Source organism: Mesorhizobium xinjiangense, assembly GCF_009749525.1.
GTDB lineage: Bacteria > Pseudomonadota > Alphaproteobacteria > Rhizobiales > Rhizobiaceae > Mangrovimarina > Mangrovimarina xinjiangensis.
The window spans coordinates 35,331-53,475 of the sequence record NZ_WOAC01000002.1 but is presented as its reverse complement, the minus strand read 5'-3'; the positions used below and the strand labels follow the sequence as shown (position 1 = coordinate 53,475).

The 18,145-nt window shown below is 63.5% G+C and carries 17 protein-coding genes; 10 read left to right on the top strand and 7 right to left on the bottom strand.

The annotated features are described in order from the left end of the window. Positions 1-327 precede the first annotated feature (327 nt). The 4 genes from GM909_RS02510 to GM909_RS02495 all read right to left on the bottom strand — a co-directional run bounded on the left by GM909_RS02510 (position 328) and on the right by GM909_RS02495 (position 3,969). The gene (locus GM909_RS02510; protein WP_157014642.1) at positions 328-1,581 is read right to left on the bottom strand and encodes a L,D-transpeptidase family protein; all 1,254 of its coding nucleotides are present in this window, start codon (positions 1,579-1,581) and stop codon (positions 328-330) included. A 259-nt stretch (positions 1,582-1,840) separates the two neighbouring features. Continuing rightward, a complete protein-coding gene (gene ldtR, locus GM909_RS02505; RefSeq protein WP_157014641.1) occupies positions 1,841-2,356 on the bottom strand; it encodes a transcriptional regulator LdtR in 516 nt (171 codons plus the stop codon). Positions 2,357-2,479: 123 nt separating this feature from the next. Next, positions 2,480-2,926: a DUF6163 family protein gene (locus tag GM909_RS02500; RefSeq protein WP_157014640.1), complete on the bottom strand. Its 447-nt coding sequence runs from the start codon at positions 2,924-2,926 to the stop codon at positions 2,480-2,482. Continuing rightward, a complete protein-coding gene (locus GM909_RS02495; protein WP_157014639.1) occupies positions 2,923-3,969 on the bottom strand; it encodes an enoyl-CoA hydratase/isomerase family protein in 1,047 nt (348 codons plus the stop codon). Before GM909_RS02495 ends, GM909_RS02500 begins: the two co-directional genes overlap by 4 nt. 169 nt (positions 3,970-4,138) lie before the next feature. Here GM909_RS02495 and hemB point away from each other — a divergent pair, with 169 nt between their 5' ends. Next, on the top strand, positions 4,139-5,176 hold the full coding sequence (gene hemB / locus GM909_RS02490) for a porphobilinogen synthase (RefSeq protein ID WP_157014638.1): 1,038 nt from the start codon (positions 4,139-4,141) through the stop codon (positions 5,174-5,176). 25 nt (positions 5,177-5,201) lie between these two features. On the opposite strand, the gene GM909_RS02485 is transcribed toward hemB, so the two are convergent. Continuing rightward, positions 5,202-5,606 (bottom strand): type II toxin-antitoxin system VapC family toxin, encoded by a 405-nt coding sequence (locus GM909_RS02485; RefSeq protein ID WP_157014637.1) that lies wholly within the window; start codon positions 5,604-5,606, stop codon positions 5,202-5,204. Continuing rightward, positions 5,606-5,851, bottom strand: coding sequence for a type II toxin-antitoxin system VapB family antitoxin (locus GM909_RS02480; protein WP_157014636.1), 246 nt, complete (start codon positions 5,849-5,851; stop codon positions 5,606-5,608). Before GM909_RS02480 ends, GM909_RS02485 begins: the two co-directional genes overlap by 1 nt. Positions 5,852-6,032: 181 nt before the next feature. Here GM909_RS02480 and GM909_RS02475 point away from each other — a divergent pair, with 181 nt between their 5' ends. The 9 genes from GM909_RS02475 (at position 6,033) to GM909_RS02435 (ending at position 15,517) form a co-directional block, all read left to right on the top strand. Further along, on the top strand, positions 6,033-6,518 hold the full coding sequence (locus tag GM909_RS02475; RefSeq protein ID WP_157014635.1) for an RDD family protein: 486 nt from the start codon (positions 6,033-6,035) through the stop codon (positions 6,516-6,518). A gap of 147 nt (positions 6,519-6,665) precedes the next feature. Further along, positions 6,666-6,938, top strand: coding sequence for a CopG family ribbon-helix-helix protein (locus GM909_RS02470; RefSeq protein WP_157014634.1), 273 nt, complete (start codon positions 6,666-6,668; stop codon positions 6,936-6,938). Beyond that, the gene (locus tag GM909_RS02465) at positions 6,926-7,219 is read left to right on the top strand and encodes a type II toxin-antitoxin system RelE/ParE family toxin (protein WP_157014633.1); all 294 of its coding nucleotides are present in this window, start codon (positions 6,926-6,928) and stop codon (positions 7,217-7,219) included. Before GM909_RS02470 ends, GM909_RS02465 begins: the two co-directional genes overlap by 13 nt. A 147-nt stretch (positions 7,220-7,366) precedes the next feature. Beyond that, positions 7,367-8,125 (top strand): arginyltransferase, encoded by a 759-nt coding sequence (locus GM909_RS02460; protein WP_157014632.1) that lies wholly within the window; start codon positions 7,367-7,369, stop codon positions 8,123-8,125. Positions 8,126-8,181: 56 nt separating this feature from the next. Further along, positions 8,182-9,081 (top strand): DMT family transporter, encoded by a 900-nt coding sequence (locus tag GM909_RS02455; protein WP_157014631.1) that lies wholly within the window; start codon positions 8,182-8,184, stop codon positions 9,079-9,081. A 107-nt stretch (positions 9,082-9,188) separates the two neighbouring features. After that, positions 9,189-9,875 carry a hypothetical protein gene (locus tag GM909_RS02450; protein ID WP_157014630.1) on the top strand — a complete coding sequence of 229 codons (687 nt, stop codon included), beginning with the start codon at positions 9,189-9,191 and terminating at the stop codon, positions 9,873-9,875. Further along, the gene (locus GM909_RS02445) at positions 9,872-10,858 is read left to right on the top strand and encodes a hypothetical protein (RefSeq protein ID WP_157014629.1); all 987 of its coding nucleotides are present in this window, start codon (positions 9,872-9,874) and stop codon (positions 10,856-10,858) included. The genes GM909_RS02450 and GM909_RS02445 overlap by 4 nt, the downstream gene beginning before the upstream one ends. A gap of 262 nt (positions 10,859-11,120) precedes the next feature. Next, the gene (locus tag GM909_RS02440) at positions 11,121-12,332 is read left to right on the top strand and encodes an efflux RND transporter periplasmic adaptor subunit (RefSeq protein WP_157014628.1); all 1,212 of its coding nucleotides are present in this window, start codon (positions 11,121-11,123) and stop codon (positions 12,330-12,332) included. After that, positions 12,329-15,517 carry an efflux RND transporter permease subunit gene (locus tag GM909_RS02435; RefSeq protein ID WP_157014627.1) on the top strand — a complete coding sequence of 1,063 codons (3,189 nt, stop codon included), beginning with the start codon at positions 12,329-12,331 and terminating at the stop codon, positions 15,515-15,517. The genes GM909_RS02440 and GM909_RS02435 overlap by 4 nt, the downstream gene beginning before the upstream one ends. A gap of 153 nt (positions 15,518-15,670) precedes the next feature. Here GM909_RS02435 and parC read toward each other — a convergent pair whose 3' ends face one another. Next, complete coding sequence (parC, locus tag GM909_RS02430) at positions 15,671-17,956, bottom strand: DNA topoisomerase IV subunit A (RefSeq protein WP_157014626.1); 2,286 nt, start codon at positions 17,954-17,956, stop codon at positions 15,671-15,673. Between the last annotated feature and the right edge of the window lie 189 nt (positions 17,957-18,145).

Sequence of the window (18,145 nt, the reverse complement as noted above, 5' to 3'; positions counted from 1 at the left end):
CGAGGTGTCGGACCGGCCATCGGCCGGCCGTGTCGACTATGCCGTTACGTCAAAACCGGTTCGAATTTTCAATGAATTCATCGATGTGATCGAAATCGCTGGCATGGCGCGCAATGCTGGCCACACGGGACGGCGCAGACGGCGGGGCCCACGCATTTCTGCCGTACGTTGCAAAAACGTCACATTTGCCGAGCGCTGAAGCCCACCCTCGTCACCGGGAGCCCGGCATGGCGATTCGGCGCAACGCATTCGGCGGCGACGCCGCCTGGCGTCATCGCCCCTTGCCTCGCCGCGCTCGTGCAACCGGCGCGGCGGCGCAGCCTGACCTCAAAGCGCCGAGGAGATCTTCAGCTCTTCCACCCCGTCGCGGCCATAGATGTCGTCGCGGAAATGGACCACGCGATTGCCGGTCGACCAGGCGGAAACATAGGTGAAGTGGACGGGAACGGGTTTGGCCAGTTGGACCGGCACGCTTTCGCCGGTCTTGATGGTCTGCTCGAAACGCTGGCGCGACCAGCCGTCGGTGTCGCGCAGCAGCCAGGTCACGAGGTCGCGCACGTTCTGCACGCGCACGCAGCCCGAGGAATCGAACCGCATCAACTCGTTGAACAGGCCCTGCTGGGGCGTGTCGTGCATGTAGACGGCATGCGTATTGGGGAAATTGATCTTGACCGAGGCCATGGCGTTGATGGCGCCCGGATCCTGCCGGAACCGGTAGTTGACAGCCTCGTCGGTCGACCAGTCGATCGTTTCGGGCGCAACCTCGTTGCCATTGCCGTCGATCAACCGAATGTGGTTATTCGTCAGATAGCTCGGGTCCTTGCGCATCAGCGGAATGATGTCCCTGCGGACGATCGACACCGGCGCATTCCAATACGGATTGACGATGATCTCGTTGATCTTGGAGTCGAGGATCGGCGTCTGGCGGTCGACCTTGCCGACAATGGCGGTATGGCGCAGCGTCACACGGCCGTTCTCCACCGCCTCGATCTGGGCGGCCGGGATATTGACCATGACATAGCGATCGCCCAGCGGTTCGGGCGCGTTGCGCAACCGCTCCAGATTGGTCTGGAGCTGGCCGAGCCGCACACTAGCGCCGACATTCATCGCCTTGTAGGTGTATTCGCCCATGACGCCGTCGGCCGGCAGGCCATGGCGCGCCTGGAAGCGTTTCACCGCCGAATCGACATAGGAATCGAAAGCCGGCGACATCCCGGCACTCGTCGACAGATCGCCGGAAATCATCAGCCGGCGGCGCAGGATCTCGACGTCGGGATCGGTGACGCCGAGCTGCAGCTTCTTCGTCGCCGGCACGACCGGCCAGCCGCCCTGGGCGACGATCCCCGAATACTGGGTGATTGCCTGCTCCACATAGGCGATGGTCTGCGCGCTGAAGATCGGCAGCCTGGACGACACCTGATCGCCATCGGAGGCGCGTGCGTCGAACTGCTCGTCCCAGGCGCCGCGGCGCGGTGCCTGGATCAGCTCGCGGATAATGTCCTGTGCACGCACAGAACCGGAAACCGCGGTTGCAGCAATGGCGGAAGCGCCGGTGAGGAAGAAACGTCTGCTTGTCTTCATCTGTCCCGTCAGCCAGTTGGTCGGGGCGCTCGTGCGCGCCGGATCATTGCCTGATGCGGGAAGCTTACGCCGGCGCTGTTAACAAATTGCCAACCATATTCCCGCGCCGGCACGGCATGGATCATGACCGTGCCGACTACTCAGATACGCATCACTCCAAAACTGAGCGTTCCTAGCCATCGGATTATGGCCGCAACATGACCCGACCATCGGCGAAGCCCGCACGAAGATGTGAAGACCAAACCGCTCACATCAACACCTACATGCGATAGGCGATGGTGTCGTTCCAGAAGCGGTCGAGCCTGAGCAGAGCCTTGTTCATCTGCTGAAACTCGTCGACATTGATGCCGCCGACCTGCTCGATGGAGCCGACATGCCGGTCGTAGAGCCCGCCGACGATCTCGGCCACTTCCTGCCCCTTCTCGGTCAGCGAGATGCGGACCGAGCGTCGGTCGATGCGCGAGCGCTGGTGATTGACGAAACCGAGATCGACAAGCTTCTTAAGATTATAGGACACGTTGGAGCCGAGATAGTAGCCCCTGGAGCGCAACTCGCCCGCCGTCAGCTCGGAATTGCCGATATTGAACAATAGCAGTGCCTGGATGGCATTGATGTCGGAGCGGTCGTTGCGCTCGAACTCGTCCTTGACGACATCGAGCAGCCGGCGGTGCAGACGCTCCACGAGCTGCAGCGATTCAAGGTAAAGCGCGCGCAGTGCGTCCGCGCGGTCGACATGATTCGGATTGGCCCTGGGGGCCTGTCTTGAAGTGACCATGGGTATTCGCCTCTCGTTTGACGCCGGTGAATTGTTTTTCGTTTTCACCTTGGCGCCAGATTAGCGAATGCCTCTAAAATTCGACTTAAACACCAGCCTTAACAAGGCCTTACGCAGGCCGGATCAATATCTGCGTGAATCTTGGGTTAACGCCTGCTCCTTGCGCCGCTCGAAATGAATGGCGACACGGAAGGCGATGTAGAGGGCCGCCACGAGCACATGCGCGACAACCAGTGCCGACTTGTGTCCGAACAATTCGGGAAAACCGGCATACATGGCCGCCTCGATGGCGGCGCACAAAAACCAGATCACCGGTCCCCAGGACGCCATCATCCACAGGCCGATGCCGGCGAAGGGAAAGAGCACGGCCAGCGACACCGCAGCCACCTGCCAGTGCACCGGCATCGTGTCGAAGCGCCATTGCAGCCCATCGTAAAAGCCGACCAGGCGCACCCAGTATAGAATGCCGAAGACGAGGCAGAAGGCGGCAACGATGCGCAAGAACCAGACGAAGGCGGAATCGACCAGCGTCGGTCCGAGACGCGGCGTCTCCAGGCCGTCTTCCGTCACAATGCCAGTTCCTTTTCGCCAAGGGAGGCGAAATAGGCGTCGATGCCGGCCGGTTCAACGTCCTCCAGACGCGCCGGCCGCCATTGCGGCGTCGCCGCCTTGTCGATCAGTGCCGTACGGATCCCCTCGTAGAAATCATGCCCGGCAAGCATCCGGCTGACGATGCGGTATTCCATGGCCATGCATTCGGCCATCGTCAGCTTCGCGCCGGACGATATCTGGCGCATCGTCACGTTGAGACTTGTCGGCGAGCGTTCGGCAAGCGTCTTTTGTGCCGATGCGGCGAAAGCCTCGCCCTTGGCGGCCGCATCCCGCAGGCTCTGCAGGACATCCTCCAGCGAGGCGTGACCGAAATGTCGCGCAATCGCTGCAAACACCGCCTCTTCAGTCTCCGGCGCCGGTGTCGCGGCATGTTTGTCGAGCACGGAATCGACGGCTCCCGTCTCGGCCAGTTCGGTCTCGATGGCGTCAAGGTCGGCCTGCGCGGCGGCGTGGGTCGCCACGCCCGCAAACAGCGCGTCGCCATATTTGATACGGTTGCCGGTCAACCCCAGCCAGAAACCGTATGCATCCTTCAGCCGCGGCAGGAAATAGCTGCCGCCGACATCGGGGAAGAAGCCGATGCCCACTTCCGGCATGGCGAAGGCGGCATTCTCGGTCATGACGCGATGGCTGCCGTGAACCGAGACACCGACGCCGCCGCCCATGACGATGCCGTCGATCAGCGCGACATAGGGTTTCTTGAATTCTGAAATGCGCAGGTTGAGACGGTATTCGTCGGCGAAGAAGCGGTAGTCCGGCCGGCCCGCCCTGCCCGTCTCATAGATATGCAGGATGTCACCGCCGGCCGAAAACGCCCGGCCCTCGCCCTTGATGATGACGAGATCGACCGCATCGTCGCCTTCCCAGGCGTCCAGTGCCCGCGCGAGCGCCAGCACCATTTGATGGGTGACGGCGTTCAGCGCCTTGGGCCGCGTCATCGTGACGATGCCGGCGCGCCCCCGGCGCTCGAACCGGATCTGGTCGCCGCCGCCGAAGTCCATCCACACTACTCCTCGATTCCCATCCGTTCGGAGGGTTAAGCGGCGGGCCCGGCAAGGTCAACAAGGAAGGCGTGTCGGCGGCGTGGCACACCCCGTTCGCCTGCGACGGCAGGTCCTTTGTCGCCCGTGCCCGAGCGTGCTAACACTCTGCCGATCAAGGAGAACACCCATGAACAGGATGTTGCGCGAGCGCCATGGCGCGGCCCGCACGGTCGATGAGATCACCGGCTCACGCCGCCTGCGCCGCATGCGCAAGGCCGGCTGGTCACGGCGGCTGGTGCGCGAAAACCATCTGACGGTCGACGACCTCATCTGGCCGATCTTCGTCATCGACGGAGAGAACCGGCGCGAGGAGATCGAAGCCATGCCGGGCGTCTGGCGCCTGTCCCCGGATCTGGCCGCACGCGAGGTGGAAAAGGCGGCAAGGCTCGGCGTGCCGGCAATTGCCACCTTTCCCAATGTCGATCTGTCGCTGCGCGACGAGAGCGGCTCGCATATTCTCGCCGCCGACAACATCATCAACAAGGCGACCCGCGCCATCAAGCAGGCGGTGCCGGAGATCGGCATCATCACCGACGTGGCGCTCGACCCCTTCACCAGCCACGGCCATGACGGCATCCTGCGCGACGGCGTCATCGTGAATGACGAAACGGTTGCGCAGATCGCCGAGGCCGCAGTGCTGCAGGCGCAGGCCGGCGCCGACATCATCGCGCCGTCGGACATGATGGACGGGCGGGTCGGCGCCATCCGCGAGGCGCTCGACGCGGCCGGCCACCACGACGTCGCCATCATGTCCTATGCGACGAAGTTCGCCTCCGCCTTCTACGGCCCCTATCGCGAGGCGATCGGCACCGGCGGCCTGCTCAAGGGCGACAAGAAGACCTATTATGTCGATCCGGCCAATTCGCACGAGGCCGTGCGCGAGGCCGAGCAGGATCTGCTCGAAGGCGCCGACATGCTGATGGTCAAGCCCGGCCTGCCCTATCTCGACATCATCCAGAGGCTGAAGGACGAGTTTTCCGTGCCGACCTTCGCCTATCAGGTGTCGGGCGAATATTCGATGATCCGCGCGGCCGCCGCCAATGGCTGGATCGACGGCGAAAAGGCGATGATGGAATCGCTGCTCGCCTTCAAGCGCGCCGGCTGCGACGGCATTCTGACCTATTTTGCGCCGGAGGCGGCCGCGTTGCTGTCGGCAGGAGCATAGCACTTCTGCAATGGCCCGCGGCCGGTCACGGCACGGTGTCGAGATCGGTCTGCCTGAATTCGTCGTCGGTCGCCAGAATCGGGACGCCGTAATGCTTGGCGCAGGCATAATGGAGGCAATCGCCGAGGTTGAGGCCGTGACGTCCCGAGCGGTATCGATGCGCCGCCGACAAGGCGAGGCTGACAGTGTCCCTGGCCGGCGGGAGGTCTGTGATCTCGATGCCGCGATCTTCCAGAAACTCCACGACGATGGGTTCCACCGTGGCCACCGGCAGGTTGAATTTGTCGGCTCGCGCAAGCCCCAGGACAGCCTCCAACACCGCGACGGGCGAGGTCATCCGGTCATTCGCGGCCGCAATCGCATCCGAGACCCTTTGCGCTTCCGGTTCATCGGCAAGCAGCGCGATGATGGCGCAGGCATCGACATACATCAGCCTTCGTTCCACATCTCGTCAAAGGCGTCTTTCGCGAGCGGCTTTTTAGCGCTGTCGTGCAGGACCACACCGTGCTTCCGGCGAATTCTGGCCGCGGTCTGAATCGGCGTTTCGACACGGCGACGGCGCTCGATCGCCTCTTTCATGGCAATCACGATCGCATCGGTAATGCCCACTCCGGCAATGCGGGCAAATGTGCGCGTCAGCTCATCGGCCTCCCGATTGTTGACGTTGATCGTCATGGCGATCTCCATGTTGATAATATCGCCATCAATGTAGATGAATTTGTCTACATCAACAAGCTTCCCCGGCGATGCCTGCGTTGACGTGGCAGGCTTACCCCACCCTCCCAGCCACTTGAATTCCCCTTCGCCCTCACCATCTGGACAGGATGACAACCGGACGCTCAAGGTAGCGGAGCACATGAACACCAGCAGTTCGCATGGCACGATCCTCGACGGCGAGGTTCTCAATTCGCGTCTCGACGACTGGCGGACCTTCGAGGGCGTGAGGACGCGGCGCGCCTTCGCCTTCTTCCTCGACTATCTGATCATCGGCCTATTGATCATTCCATTCGCCATACTGGTCGCCATTTTCGGCCTCATCACGCTGGGGCTGGGATGGTTCCTGTTCGGCATTCTGGGACCCGCCGTGGCGCTGATCTATGTCTGGAACACGCTCGGCGGCAGCAGCCAGGCGACGGTCGGCATGCGCATGATGGGCATCCGGCTGGAGCGCCTCGACGGCGCACCCGTCGACGGCATGCTGGCCGTCGTCCATACCGTGCTTTTCTGGGCCGGCAATGCGGTGCTGACACCGCTCATCTTGTTGGCGACGCTGTTTCTCGACCGCAAACGCACCGTCCACGGCCTGCTTTTGGGCACGGTGGTGACACGCGCCGACGCATAGCCATCGGCGCGGCCCGCACGGCATTGCCGAAGCAAATCTGTTCGCGCAATTCTTCAATCCCGCGATACGGCACGGCGTTGCGGATGGACTCTGGAGTGCGGAAGAACTAGGTTAGCACTAGGTATTACCACGTGATACGAGGTTGCCATGGCAACGTCTCTCAAGATCGACGACACGCTGAAAGGTCGCGTCCGGCAACTCGCCAGCCAGCGCCGCCGCTCGCCGCATTGGATCATGCTCGAAGCCATCAAGCAGTATATTGAGCGCGAGGAAGCCAGCGAGAGCTTCAAGCAGGAAGCCCTGGCGTCCTGGACGGCCTACAAGGAAACCGGCCGCCACCTGTCCGGCGAAGAAGTCCGCGCCTGGTTGAACAGCTGGGGCACCGATGATGAAAAACCGGCACCAGGGTGCCACACGTAATCGTCACCGAAGGTGCCGCGGAAGGCCTGGAACGATGCCGGCGGTTCCTGGCGACCAAGGCCCCGGAAGCCGCCAAAGGGGCCGGCCAGGCCATCGAGCAGCAATTCCTGCTGCTGGAGGCCGCCCCCGAGATTGGCCGACCACACCCTGAGGTGCCCGAATTGCGCGAGTTGGTGATTGCCTTCGGGGACTCCGGCTATGTGGCTCTGTATCGCCACGAACCGGCCGACAATGCGGTGTATGTCCTGGCCTTCCGGCACCAGAAGGAGGCGGGATATTGATCGAGCATAGCCCGCTGATTGCGCGAGAGATTGGTCAACGGTGAGCATCGTGTCCAACCATCAGCTCCGATGCATCAAGCGCTATTTGCCCTTGACCTTTTCGCCACTGCGTCCAAGCTGTTGGGGATTTGAGATTCCGATCGCACCATGACGCAGCACCAGGTCCAGTCGCCGCAGTTCTTTTTGACCGCGCCATCGCCCTGCCCCTATCTGGAAGGGCAGTTCGAGCGCAAGGTGTTCACGCATTTGGTCGGCGACAAGGCTCCCGAGCTCAACGATCTTCTCACCCAGGGCGGCTTCCGCCGGTCGCAGAACATCGCCTACCGGCCGGCCTGCGAGACCTGCCGCGCCTGCGTCTCGGTGCGCATTCTGGCCGGCGAGTTCCGCCCGTCGAAGAACATGAAACGGGTGAAGAAGATCAATTCCGACCTGATCGGCGTCATGCACGATGCCGAACCGTCGACCGAGCAATATTCTCTGTTTCGCGCCTATCTGGATTCGCGCCACCGGCGTGGCGGCATGTCGGACATGACGGTGCTCGACTATGCCATGATGGTCGAGGACACGCATGTCGACACCAAGGTCATCGAGTATCGCCGGCGCGGACCCGACAGCTTCGTGACCGGGCGCGGCGAGGGCGAACTGCTCGCGGTCGCGCTGACGGACCGGATGGCGGACGGATTGTCGATGGTCTATTCCTATTTCAGCCCCGAAATGGAGGAGCGCTCCCTCGGCACCTACATGATCCTCGATCATATCGAGCGGGCGCGCGCGGCCGGTCTGCCCCATGTTTATCTCGGCTACTGGGTCAAGGGGTCCCCGAAGATGGCCTATAAGATGCGTTTCAGGCCGCAGGAGCATCTCGGTGCGAAGGGGTGGGAACGCTACGAAGGCGAAACTTCGTAACGAAGAATGCCGGCGGCTTCCGCATCATACAGCCATGTCTCGTGGGGCCGTCGCCGTTGTCCGAACATTCCTCGCATCATGCCAAGGGCCTCGTCCTGACCGCCATTGGCGGACTGACGCTTACCGTCGACATTCCGCTCATCCGGCTGGCCAATGGCGATCCATGGTCCATCCTCATGCTGCGAAGCGGCGCGACGGTCATCTCGGCCATTGTGGTCTGGACTGCCTGGCGGCTTTGGCGGGGCAATGCGCCGGCACTGATACCCGGGCGGGCCGGCCTCCTCGTGGCCAGCCTCTACTCGCTGGCATCCATCTGCTTTCTGATGGCGGTGTTCTACACGTCGACCGCCGACCTCGTCTTCATCCTGGCCTTCAACTCCATGTTCGCCGCGCTGCTTTCCTGGTTCTTCCTCGGCGAGCGCCCGCGGCCGCAGACTCTGGCAGCGATGGCGCTGGTGGTGATCGGCGTGGCCGTCATCGTGGGAAGCGGCATCGGAACAGGCAATCTGTTCGGCAATGTCCTGGCGGTTTTGACGGCCCTGCTCATCGCCTCGGCCATCACGGTGACGCGCGCCACCGGCAAGGACATGGGTTTCACGGCGCTGGTCGCGGTGTCGCTGCCATTCGTGGTCGCGGCGTTCATGGTGTCTCGAACCGGCTACCAGGTCGAGGCGCCATGGTGGATCCTGCTCAACGGCGCCATCGTCATACCGATTGCCTTCTTCCTCCTCGCATCGGGTCCGAAATACATTACGGGACCCGAGGTGGCGATGTTCTACCTGCTCGAAACCGTGCTTGCGCCCATCTGGGTCTGGCTGATTTTCTCGGAAGCCCCCGGCACGGCCTCGCTGGCCGGCGGGGCCTTGATCATCCTCACCCTGGTGGCCCATTCGCTGTGGCAGGTGCGTGAAGGCCGCAAGCGCCGCGCCACGCCTGCCCTGCGCCACCCGACCTGACGTGACGGCCGGCGGCCGCGCTTGATGCCAGGTGGCTGCTTCGGCATGCTCCTTCCGGCTGCTATTGTCGTGGCGGACGAACCGATCTGATCTCAGAGGCGCTTTTCATGCTCGACATGATGGCGACATTGCTCGCCGCCCTGCCGCGGGCGCTGAATCTCGGCGTTGACGCGATGAGCTTCGACGCAACCGCGTTCCATCGTGTCGGCAATGCCGTGGGCGTAAATCCGCTCGCCCTGCTGGTGGTCGTTCTCGCCGGCCTTTCCCAGGCCGTCGGCCAGGGCGTCGTGTTGCTGCTCAACCGGGTGCCGAAGCCGCGTTTCGCGCTGAGCCTCGTGCTCATGGGCGCCATCTACGTGGCCGCCGCCACCGTGACAGCCGTCACGACGATGATTGCCGCCGATTTCGCCTTCGCCAGCAACGTCGCCTTCTGGCCGACGATCGGCGTTGTCGCGCTGGCGCACGCGCCGCGCCTCCTCGGCGTCTTCACCCTGGCACCCTATTTCGGCGACGGGCTCAACAGGCTGCTCGACATATGGGTCTTCGTCCTGGTGCCGTACGGATTGCATTACGGCCTCGCTCTGCCGGTCGCCGCCGCCCTGTTGTCGGCCCTGATCGGTTGGCTGTCGACGCGGATCCTTTGGTTGCTGTTCGGCCAACCGCTGACCCGCCTCATCACCTTCCTGCGCCACTTCATCGCCGGCGGCGCCCTGCCCATAGACCGGCAGAACCTGGTGGAGTTTCTCAAGGCGAAGGCGAAGGAAGCGGTCGAGATGCGGGGTCCCGGCAAATGACCGAAATCGCCTGGCACCTGATCTGGGTGGCGCCACTGGTGCTGATCGTCTCGATGGCGCTTGCACCCCTGGAATCGCTCGGCTGGTGGGCCGGCTGGCTGGGGCCGGGAGCAGAGCCGGACGAAACCCCGCTGCCGGCGGGCAGCGGAGCCCACCGGTCGGCGGCCGTACAGCCGGAGTTCTATGTCGTCTTTCTGTCGGGAATCGGCTCGATCTCCGGCGACGAATTGCTGGCGCGGGAATCGGATTTTCTCGACCGTCTGCAGCGCGATCTGCCGCAGGCCAGGATCGTGCGCGACGTCTTCCCCTACGCGCCGTCCGGGCGTTCGCTCCTGACCGGCCAGCGCTTCTTCACCTGGTTCTGGCGCCGGGTGCGCCAATGGCGGCTGAGCGGCACGCTGCTGCTCCCAGCCATCCTCAATCTCCGCAATCTGTTTCAGGTCCTGGTTTCGGCGGACCGCCGCTACGGCCCGATCTACAGTTTCGGCATTTCACGCGTCGTTCTCGAACGCCTCGCGGCGGCCGGATACCGCACGGGCTCTCCCTGCCCGCTCGTTCTCGTCGGGTCCAGCGGCGGCGCGCAGATCGCGCTCGGCGCGGCTCCCTATCTGCGCGCGGCGATCGAAGCGCCACTGCATGTCGTCGCGATCGGTGGCGTGATGGCATCCGACCGCGGGCTCGATGACGTGGACAGCGTCGTCTCGCTGCGCGGCAGTGCCGACAGAATCTACGAACTCGGGCGCATCGCCTTTCCCGGCCGATGGTCGATGTCGATCAGTTCGCATTGGAACCTGGCCCTGCGCGAGGAGCGGCTGATCGAGCGAACCATCGGCCCATTCAACCATTCCGGCGGCGGCGGCTATCTCGACCCGACCGCCTCCGGCGCCAAGCCGATCGTTGAGATCACGGCAGGCGAGGTCGCCCGCGCCATTCGCGAATTGGTCCGCCCGACCGCAACCATGGTGACACGCACTGTCAGCTAATTGACAGCAATGCGGGCTCCGCCTGACGCCGGGCGATTTTGTTCCAGGTCCGCATTTTTTATCCTTTTCAAAGGGTTAAGATATTTTGCCGTTCGGCCGGCGGGGCGAGCCGCATTTCAACTGCACAATCGGCCAGTTGCCTGTTTGGGCACAATGCGCTTCATTGGTCGTTGGTATGCGGACGATTACCGGTCGACCTGCCCGCAGCGCCCGCCGATATCATCACAAGAAAGCTCTTTTACCGAAATTTGCTGAGGTCTTCATGACTGCGACTGCGAACGGATTTCCTCTGTCGTGGCACCGCGCACGAATCGGACGGCGCGCGGCCGAGAGGAAAGGAATCGGAATTCTGGCCGGCATCTTGGCACTTGCGCTGAGCCCGACGGCGTCGTTGGCGCAAGACGATCTGCCGGTGGTGACAGCCGCAAAACCCGTGGTGCGTGAGATCGTCGAAAGCGATCCATTCATCGGCCGCTTCGAGGCGATGGACGAGGTCGACGTCCGGGCCCGGGTGAACGGCTATCTGGAGGAAGTCCATTTCCGTGACGGCGCCATGGTCGAGAAGGGCGATCTTCTCTTCACGATCGACAAGCGGCCCTACCAGGCCGCCTTCGACGCGGCCAAATCGCAAGTCGACGTGGCGACCAGCGCACTGGAATTCGCCCGCAGCCAGTTGGAGCGGGCGAAGTCCCTGTCCGACACGGGCAATGTCGCAGCCTCCGTTCTCGATGACCGGAGGCGCGAATATCTGGCCGCAGAAGCCAATCTGCAAGGCGCCAGGGCAGAGCTTCGCACGACGCGCCTGAACCTCGAATTCACCGAAGTCAGGGCGCCCTTGTCCGGCCGGATCGACCGGCGTCGCGTTTCGACCGGCAATCTCGTGCAGGCGGACGAGACGCTGCTGACGACCATCGTCTCGCTCGATCCGATTGACTTCTATTTCGACATCGACGAGCGCTCGGCATTCGCCTATGCGCGCGACGCCAGGCAGCGCGGCAACACGCTACAGGAGGGCGCGGGCGGTCTCGACGTCGTCGTGCGCGTGCACGATTACCAGCCGGTCTATTTCAACGGCAAACTCGATTTCGCGGAAAACCGGCTCGACGACGAGACCGGCACGATGCGCCTTCGCGCACGCTTCGCCAATCCGCAAGGCGTCCTGCAGCCGGGCATGTTCGGCCGCATCCGCATACCGGGCTCGCTGCCCTATGAAGGCGTTCTGGTGCCCGACGAGGCGATCGGCGCCGATCAGGACCGGCGCATCGTCTATGCGATCGATGATTCGGGAACCGTCTCGGCCAAGCCGGTGCGGCCGGGTCCGGAACGCTACGGCTATCGCATCATCCGCGAAGGGCTAACGGGCGATGAGACGATCGTCGTCGAAGGCCTGTTGAGGGTCCGGCCCGGCGTCAAGGTCAAGGCCGAGATGACTACACTCCCGCCTGAAGGCGAACTTGCCGGATTGCCGAAATGAGATTTGCACATTTCTTTGTCGACCGACCGATCTTCGCGTCGGTCCTGTCGATCGTCCTGCTGCTTGTCGGATCGATCGCCTATACGCAATTGCCTGTGGCGCAGTATCCCGAGATCGCCCCGCCGACCATCGTCGTGCGGGCGCAATATCCGGGCGCCGACGCCCAGACGGTGGCGGCCACTGTCGCCACGGCGCTGGAACAGGAAATCAACGGCGTGGAGGACATGCTCTACATGTCCTCCTACTCCTCGGGCGACGGGTCGATGGCGCTTACCATCACCTTCCGTCTCGGCACCGATCTCGACCAGGCCCAGGTCCTGGTGCAGAACCGCGTCGCCATCGCCCAGCCGCGCCTGCCCGAAGAGGTGCGGCGTCTCGGCGTGACCACCACGAAAAGCTCGCCCGACCTGATGATGGTCATTCACATGCTGTCGCCCGACGACAGCTACGACCAGCTCTACGTGTCGAACTATGCCCGTTCCAACGTGCGCGACGTGCTCATGCGGCTCGACGGCGTGGGCGACCTGATCATATTCGGCGAGCGCGAATATTCGCTGCGCGTGTGGCTCGATCCCGACAAGCTGTCGATCTACGGGATGACGGCCGGCGACGTCGTCGAGGCATTGCGCGAGCAGAACGTGCAGGTCTCGGGCGGCTCGATCGGCGCACCGCCGGTCGATGACGGCAGCGCTTTCCAGTATACCGTTACCACCCAGGGGCGCTTCGACGAGGCGCGCGATTTCCGCTACGTGATCGTGAAGTCGACCGAGGACGGGCGCCTGGTGACGCTGGAGGACGTGGCGCGCATCGAGCTCGGCGCGCGCAGCTACGTCACCAATTCCTATCTCAACAACAATCCCGCCGTGGCGCTCGCCATCTTCCAGCGCCCGGGCACCAACGCGCTGGAATCGGCTGCCGAGATCGAGGAAACGATCGCCGAACTGTCCGAGAGCTTCCCGCCCGGCATCGGCTACGAGATCATCTACAATCCGACCGAGTTCATCTCCGAATCGATCAACGAGGTCTACAAGACGATCCTCGAGGCCATCGCCCTGGTCGTCATCGTCATCGTCGTCTTCCTGCAATCGTGGCGCATGGCGATCGTGCCGATCGTGGCGATCCCGGTATCGCTGATCGGCACGCTGGCGGTGCTGCTGGCCTTCGGCTTCTCCCTCAACATGCTGACGCTGTTCGGCCTCGTGCTGGCGATCGGCATCGTGGTCGACGACGCGATCGTGGTGGTGGAGAATGTCGAGCGCAACATCATGCTCGGCCAGACCCCGCGCACCGCCGCGCACCGCACCATGGACGAGGTGGGCTCGGCGGTCATATCGATCGGGCTGGTGCTTTCGGCGGTGTTCGTGCCGGCGGCCTTCATTCCCGGCATCACCGGGCAGTTCTATCTGCAGTTCGCCATCACCATCGCAGTCGCCACGATCATCTCGGCGTTCAACTCGCTGACGCTGTCGCCGGCTCTGGCCGCCATCCTGTTCAAGTCCCATGCCGAGGCGATGCGTCCGCCGCGCACCGGTATCGGCCGCTTCGGCAAGGCGCTGGCGAACGGCTTCAACGCCGGCTTCGACCGGTTGGCCGGCTGGTATGCGGCAATCGTGCGGATGATCGTCAGCACGAAGGCGGCGCTGATCGCCATGTTGGCCGTCTTCGCCGGGCTGCTTTACGGGACCTATTACATGATCGACACGGTGCCGCGCGGCTTCATCCCGGTCATGGACCAGGGTTATGCCATCGTCGTGGTGCAACTGCCCGAGGCGGCATCGCTGTCGCGCACGGACAAGGTCATCCGCGAGGCCTCGCAGATCGTGCGCGAAACGCCGGGGGTCGAGAACGCCGTGTCGTTCGCCGGTTTTTCCGGTGCCACCTTCACCAATGCCACCAATGCCGGCGTGATCTTCGCCCCGTTCAAGCCGTTCGAGGAGCGGCTCGCCGCCGGGCTCAACCAGGACCGGATCATCGGCGACCTCTACGGTCGGCTGCAAAGCGTGCGCGAGGCTTTCATCATCGCGCTCCCCCCACCGCCGATCAGTGGCATCGGGACGTCGGGCGGCTTCAAGCTGCAGCTTCAGGAGCGCAACAGCACGGATGTCGAGAAAATCCTCGAACTGGCCCATCAGATCTCGGCCAAGGCCAACGAGACGCCCGGGCTGACCGGCGTCTTCACGACCTTCTCGGCCTCCAGCCCGCAATATTTCCTGGACATCAACCGCGACAAGGCGCGCATGCTGAACGTGCCGATCCCCAACATCTTCGAGACGCTGTCGATCAATCTGGGTGCGGCCTATGTCAACGACTTCAACGCCTTCGGCCGCATCTACCAGGTGCAGGCGCAGGCCGACCAGGCGTTCAGGCTCGAACGCGAGGACATTCTGGACCTCAAGGTGCGCTCGGCCACGGGCGCGCTGGTGCCGCTGGGAACGCTGGTCGACATCAAGGATGTCACCGGACCGGAACTGGTGCAGCGCTACAACATGTATGTCTCGGTGCCGGTCCAGGGCAGTGCCGCGCCCGGCGTGGCGACGGGAACCGCACTGGCGCAGATGGAAGGCATCGCCGAGGAGATCATGCCGGACGGCACATCCTATGAATGGACGGAACTGGCCTTCCAGGAACGCAACACCGGCAACACGGCGGTCTTCATCTTCGCGCTGTCGGTGGTCTTCGTCTTCCTGGCACTCTCGGCGCAATATGAGAGCTGGCTGTTGCCGCTCGCCATCGTGCTGATCGTGCCGCTCGGCGTGCTCGCCGCACTTGTCGGGGTCACCATACGCGGGCTCGACAACAACATCCTGGTGCAGATCGGGCTCATCGTGCTGATCGGGCTGGCGGCCAAGAACGCGATCCTGATCGTCGAGTTCGCCCGGCAGGCCCAGGATCGCGGCGCCTCGGTGGTCGATGCGGCCGTGGAGGCGGCGCGGCTGCGCCTGCGTCCAATCCTGATGACGGCGTTTGCCTTCATCCTTGGCGTGGTGCCGCTGGTGATCGCGCGCGGGCCGGGCGCCGAGATGCGCCAGTCGCTCGGCACGGCGGTCTTTTCAGGCATGCTCGGCGTGACCTTCGTCGGGCTGTTCCTGACGCCGGTGTTCTATGTCGCGCTGCGCTCGCTGATACCGGCAAGGCCGAGCGAGACACCGGAAAGCGCCGCACCGCTCGAGGGACCGGCGGAGTAGCATCCTGCTCCGCCGCCCCCGCCCCCGGAGGCCCAAAGGGCTATCCGGGGGCTGTGGCGCGCCCATTCCACTTCCCTCCCCTTGAAGGGAGAGTTGAGGGTGAGGGTAATGCAATGATTGTTCTGCGGACGACGGCAGGCCGCGGCTATCCCCTCACCCGAACTTGCCGGTGCGCGGAAAACCCTTCGGCACGAGGCGTCCGGCCGACGCCCGGGCACCCATCCAGTCGCGCAGTTCCTCTTCGCTCCGGGTGAACGTGCGGTCGGCCGAATCCTGCCAGGACAGGCCGTCCGCCAGGATAAAGGTCTTGATGTCGGAGATCCCGCCGCCCTTGTATTTCTGCAACCTCACGCCCTTGCCGCGCGCCATCACCGGCACGTCGGACAGCGCGAAGACGAGCAGCTTGCGGTTCTCGCCGACGATCGCCACGTGGTCGCCATCGACGGGCATGCATATGCGCGCCTCGTCCGGCGCCTTGACGTTCATGACCTGCTTGCCCTTGCGGGTGTTGGCCGCCACGTCCTCTTCGGCCACGACGAAGCCGTTGCCCTGCTGCGAAACGAGCAGCAGCTTGCGGGCCGGATCGTGGATGAACGCCGTCACGATATCCTGGCCATTGTCCATGTCGACCATAATGCGGATCGGCTCGCCATGGCCGCGGCCACCGGGCAGCCGGTCGACGCCGATCGTGTAGAACTTGCCGCCGGTGGTGAAGATCAGGATCTTGTCCGTCGTCTGGGCATGGAAGGCGAGCTTGAGCTTGTCGCCTTCCTTGAAGGAAAGACTGCCGAAATCCGACAGATGGCCCTTCATGGCGCGCAGCCAGCCTTTCTGGGAGACGACGACGGTCACCGGCTCCTTCTCGATCATCGCCTGATGAATGTGCTCCTCGTCATGCTCGGGCGCCTCTGCGAAGTGGGTGCGCCGGCGGCCGAGTTCGGTGCGCGAGCCGAACTGGTCGCGGATGCGCTCCACCTCCCAGCGGATCGCCTTCCACAGCCGCTCGTCGGAGGCCAGGAGCGCCTCGATCTGCGCCTTTTCCTCGGTAAGGCCATCGAATTCCTTGCGGATCTCGAACTCCTCCAGCCGGCGCAGGGCACGCAGGCGCATGTTGAGGATGCTTTCGGCCTGCAGGTCGGTGAGGTCCCAGCGCGCCATCATGACGGGCTTGGGCTCATCCTCCTCGCGGATGATGCGGATGACCTCATCGATATTCAGATAGGCAATCAGCAGCCCGCCCAGCACTTCCAGACGCCGCTCTATCTCGGCCAGCCGGTGGCGCGAGCGGCGCACCAGCACCTCCTTGCGATGCTCCAGCCATTCCTGCAGCGCGTCCCTGAGCGACAGCACGTTCGGGATCCGTCCGCGCGACAGGACGTTCATGTTGAGCGGGAAGCGGTTTTCGAAATCGGTCAGCTTGAACAGCGATTCCATCAGGATCGTCGGGTCGACCGCGCGGCTCTTGGGTATCAGGACAACGCGCACGTCTTCCGCGCTCTCGTCGCGGATGTCTTCGAGCAGCGGCAGTCGGCGAGCCAGCAGCAATTCGGCCGTCTTCTCGATCAGCCTGGATTTCTGCACGCCGTAGGGTATTTCGGTGACCACCACCTGCCAGGTGCCGCGCCCGAGGTCTTCGCGCTGCCATTTGGAGCGCACGCGAAACGTTCCGCGGCCGGTCTTGTAGGCATCCAGGATGCTGTCCCACTCGTCGACTACGATGCCGCCGGTCGGAAAATCCGGACCGCGCACCATGTTCTCGTCGTCATCCTCGGGATGGGGATGGCGCGTCATCAGGTCTTCGACCGAAGCGTCCGGATGGTCGATCAGATGCAGCGCCGCCTTGCAGAGCTCGGCGACATTGTGCGGCGGGATCGAAGTCGCCATGCCGACCGCAATGCCGGAAGAACCGTTGGCCAGCAGGTTGGGAAAGGCGCTCGGCAGCACGATGGGCTCTTCGTGCGCCTCGTTGTAGGTCAGGCGGAAATCGACCGCGTCCTCCGTGATGCCTTCCAGAAGCGAGGTCGCGGCCTCCGTCATCCGCGCCTCGGTGTAGCGCATGGCCGCCGCGCTATCGCCATCGATATTGCCGAAATTGCCCTGACCGTCGACCAGCGGATAGCGCACGGAAAAGGACTGCGCCAAGCGCACCAGCGCGTCGTAGATCGACTGATCGCCATGCGGATGGAACTTGCCCATGACCTCGCCGACGATCGCAGCGCATTTGGCGAAACGCTGGTCGGGATTGAGGCGGAGCAGACGCATGGCATGCATGATGCGCCGATGCACGGGTTTCAAACCGTCGCGCACATCCGGCAGCGCACGGTGCATGATGGTGGAGAGGGCATAGGCGAGATAGCGCTCTTCGAGCGCCTTTTTGAGGTCTACGGTCTCGATATCGCCACCGTCACCTGCCCCCGGCGGATTCTGGCTTTTTCCCATGGCTTTCCGATAGTCCAACCGGCGATTCGCGGCAAGCCTCGCCTTTCGGCTTGTCAAACAGATTCAAGGAACAGATCGATATGTCGCACCTCTTTCCACTGTCGAGGGTTGTGCGATTGACCCGATAATAGGGCTGGAGGAATATCGCTTGGACGGCCCTGCATTCCAGGTGGAATATTTCACAGTTGA

What these genes read in the sequence shown, in the direction of transcription:
- GM909_RS02510 (WP_157014642.1), bottom strand. Translation starts at nt 1,581, where the DNA reads ATGAAGACAAGCAGACGTTTCTTCCTCACCGGCGCTTCCGCCATTGCT.
- ldtR (WP_157014641.1), bottom strand. Translation starts at nt 2,356, where the DNA reads ATGGTCACTTCAAGACAGGCCCCCAGGGCCAATCCGAATCATGTCGAC.
- GM909_RS02495 (WP_157014639.1), bottom strand. Translation starts at nt 3,969, where the DNA reads ATGGACTTCGGCGGCGGCGACCAGATCCGGTTCGAGCGCCGGGGGCGC.
- hemB (WP_157014638.1), top strand. Translation starts at nt 4,139, where the DNA reads ATGAACAGGATGTTGCGCGAGCGCCATGGCGCGGCCCGCACGGTCGAT.
- GM909_RS02485 (WP_157014637.1), bottom strand. Translation starts at nt 5,606, where the DNA reads ATGTATGTCGATGCCTGCGCCATCATCGCGCTGCTTGCCGATGAACCG.
- GM909_RS02480 (WP_157014636.1), bottom strand. Translation starts at nt 5,851, where the DNA reads ATGACGATCAACGTCAACAATCGGGAGGCCGATGAGCTGACGCGCACA.
- GM909_RS02475 (WP_157014635.1), top strand. Translation starts at nt 6,033, where the DNA reads ATGAACACCAGCAGTTCGCATGGCACGATCCTCGACGGCGAGGTTCTC.
- GM909_RS02470 (WP_157014634.1), top strand. Translation starts at nt 6,666, where the DNA reads ATGGCAACGTCTCTCAAGATCGACGACACGCTGAAAGGTCGCGTCCGG.
- GM909_RS02460 (WP_157014632.1), top strand. Translation starts at nt 7,367, where the DNA reads ATGACGCAGCACCAGGTCCAGTCGCCGCAGTTCTTTTTGACCGCGCCA.
- GM909_RS02450 (WP_157014630.1), top strand. Translation starts at nt 9,189, where the DNA reads ATGCTCGACATGATGGCGACATTGCTCGCCGCCCTGCCGCGGGCGCTG.
- GM909_RS02445 (WP_157014629.1), top strand. Translation starts at nt 9,872, where the DNA reads ATGACCGAAATCGCCTGGCACCTGATCTGGGTGGCGCCACTGGTGCTG.
- GM909_RS02440 (WP_157014628.1), top strand. Translation starts at nt 11,121, where the DNA reads ATGACTGCGACTGCGAACGGATTTCCTCTGTCGTGGCACCGCGCACGA.
- GM909_RS02435 (WP_157014627.1), top strand. Translation starts at nt 12,329, where the DNA reads ATGAGATTTGCACATTTCTTTGTCGACCGACCGATCTTCGCGTCGGTC.
- parC (WP_157014626.1), bottom strand. Translation starts at nt 17,956, where the DNA reads ATGGGAAAAAGCCAGAATCCGCCGGGGGCAGGTGACGGTGGCGATATC.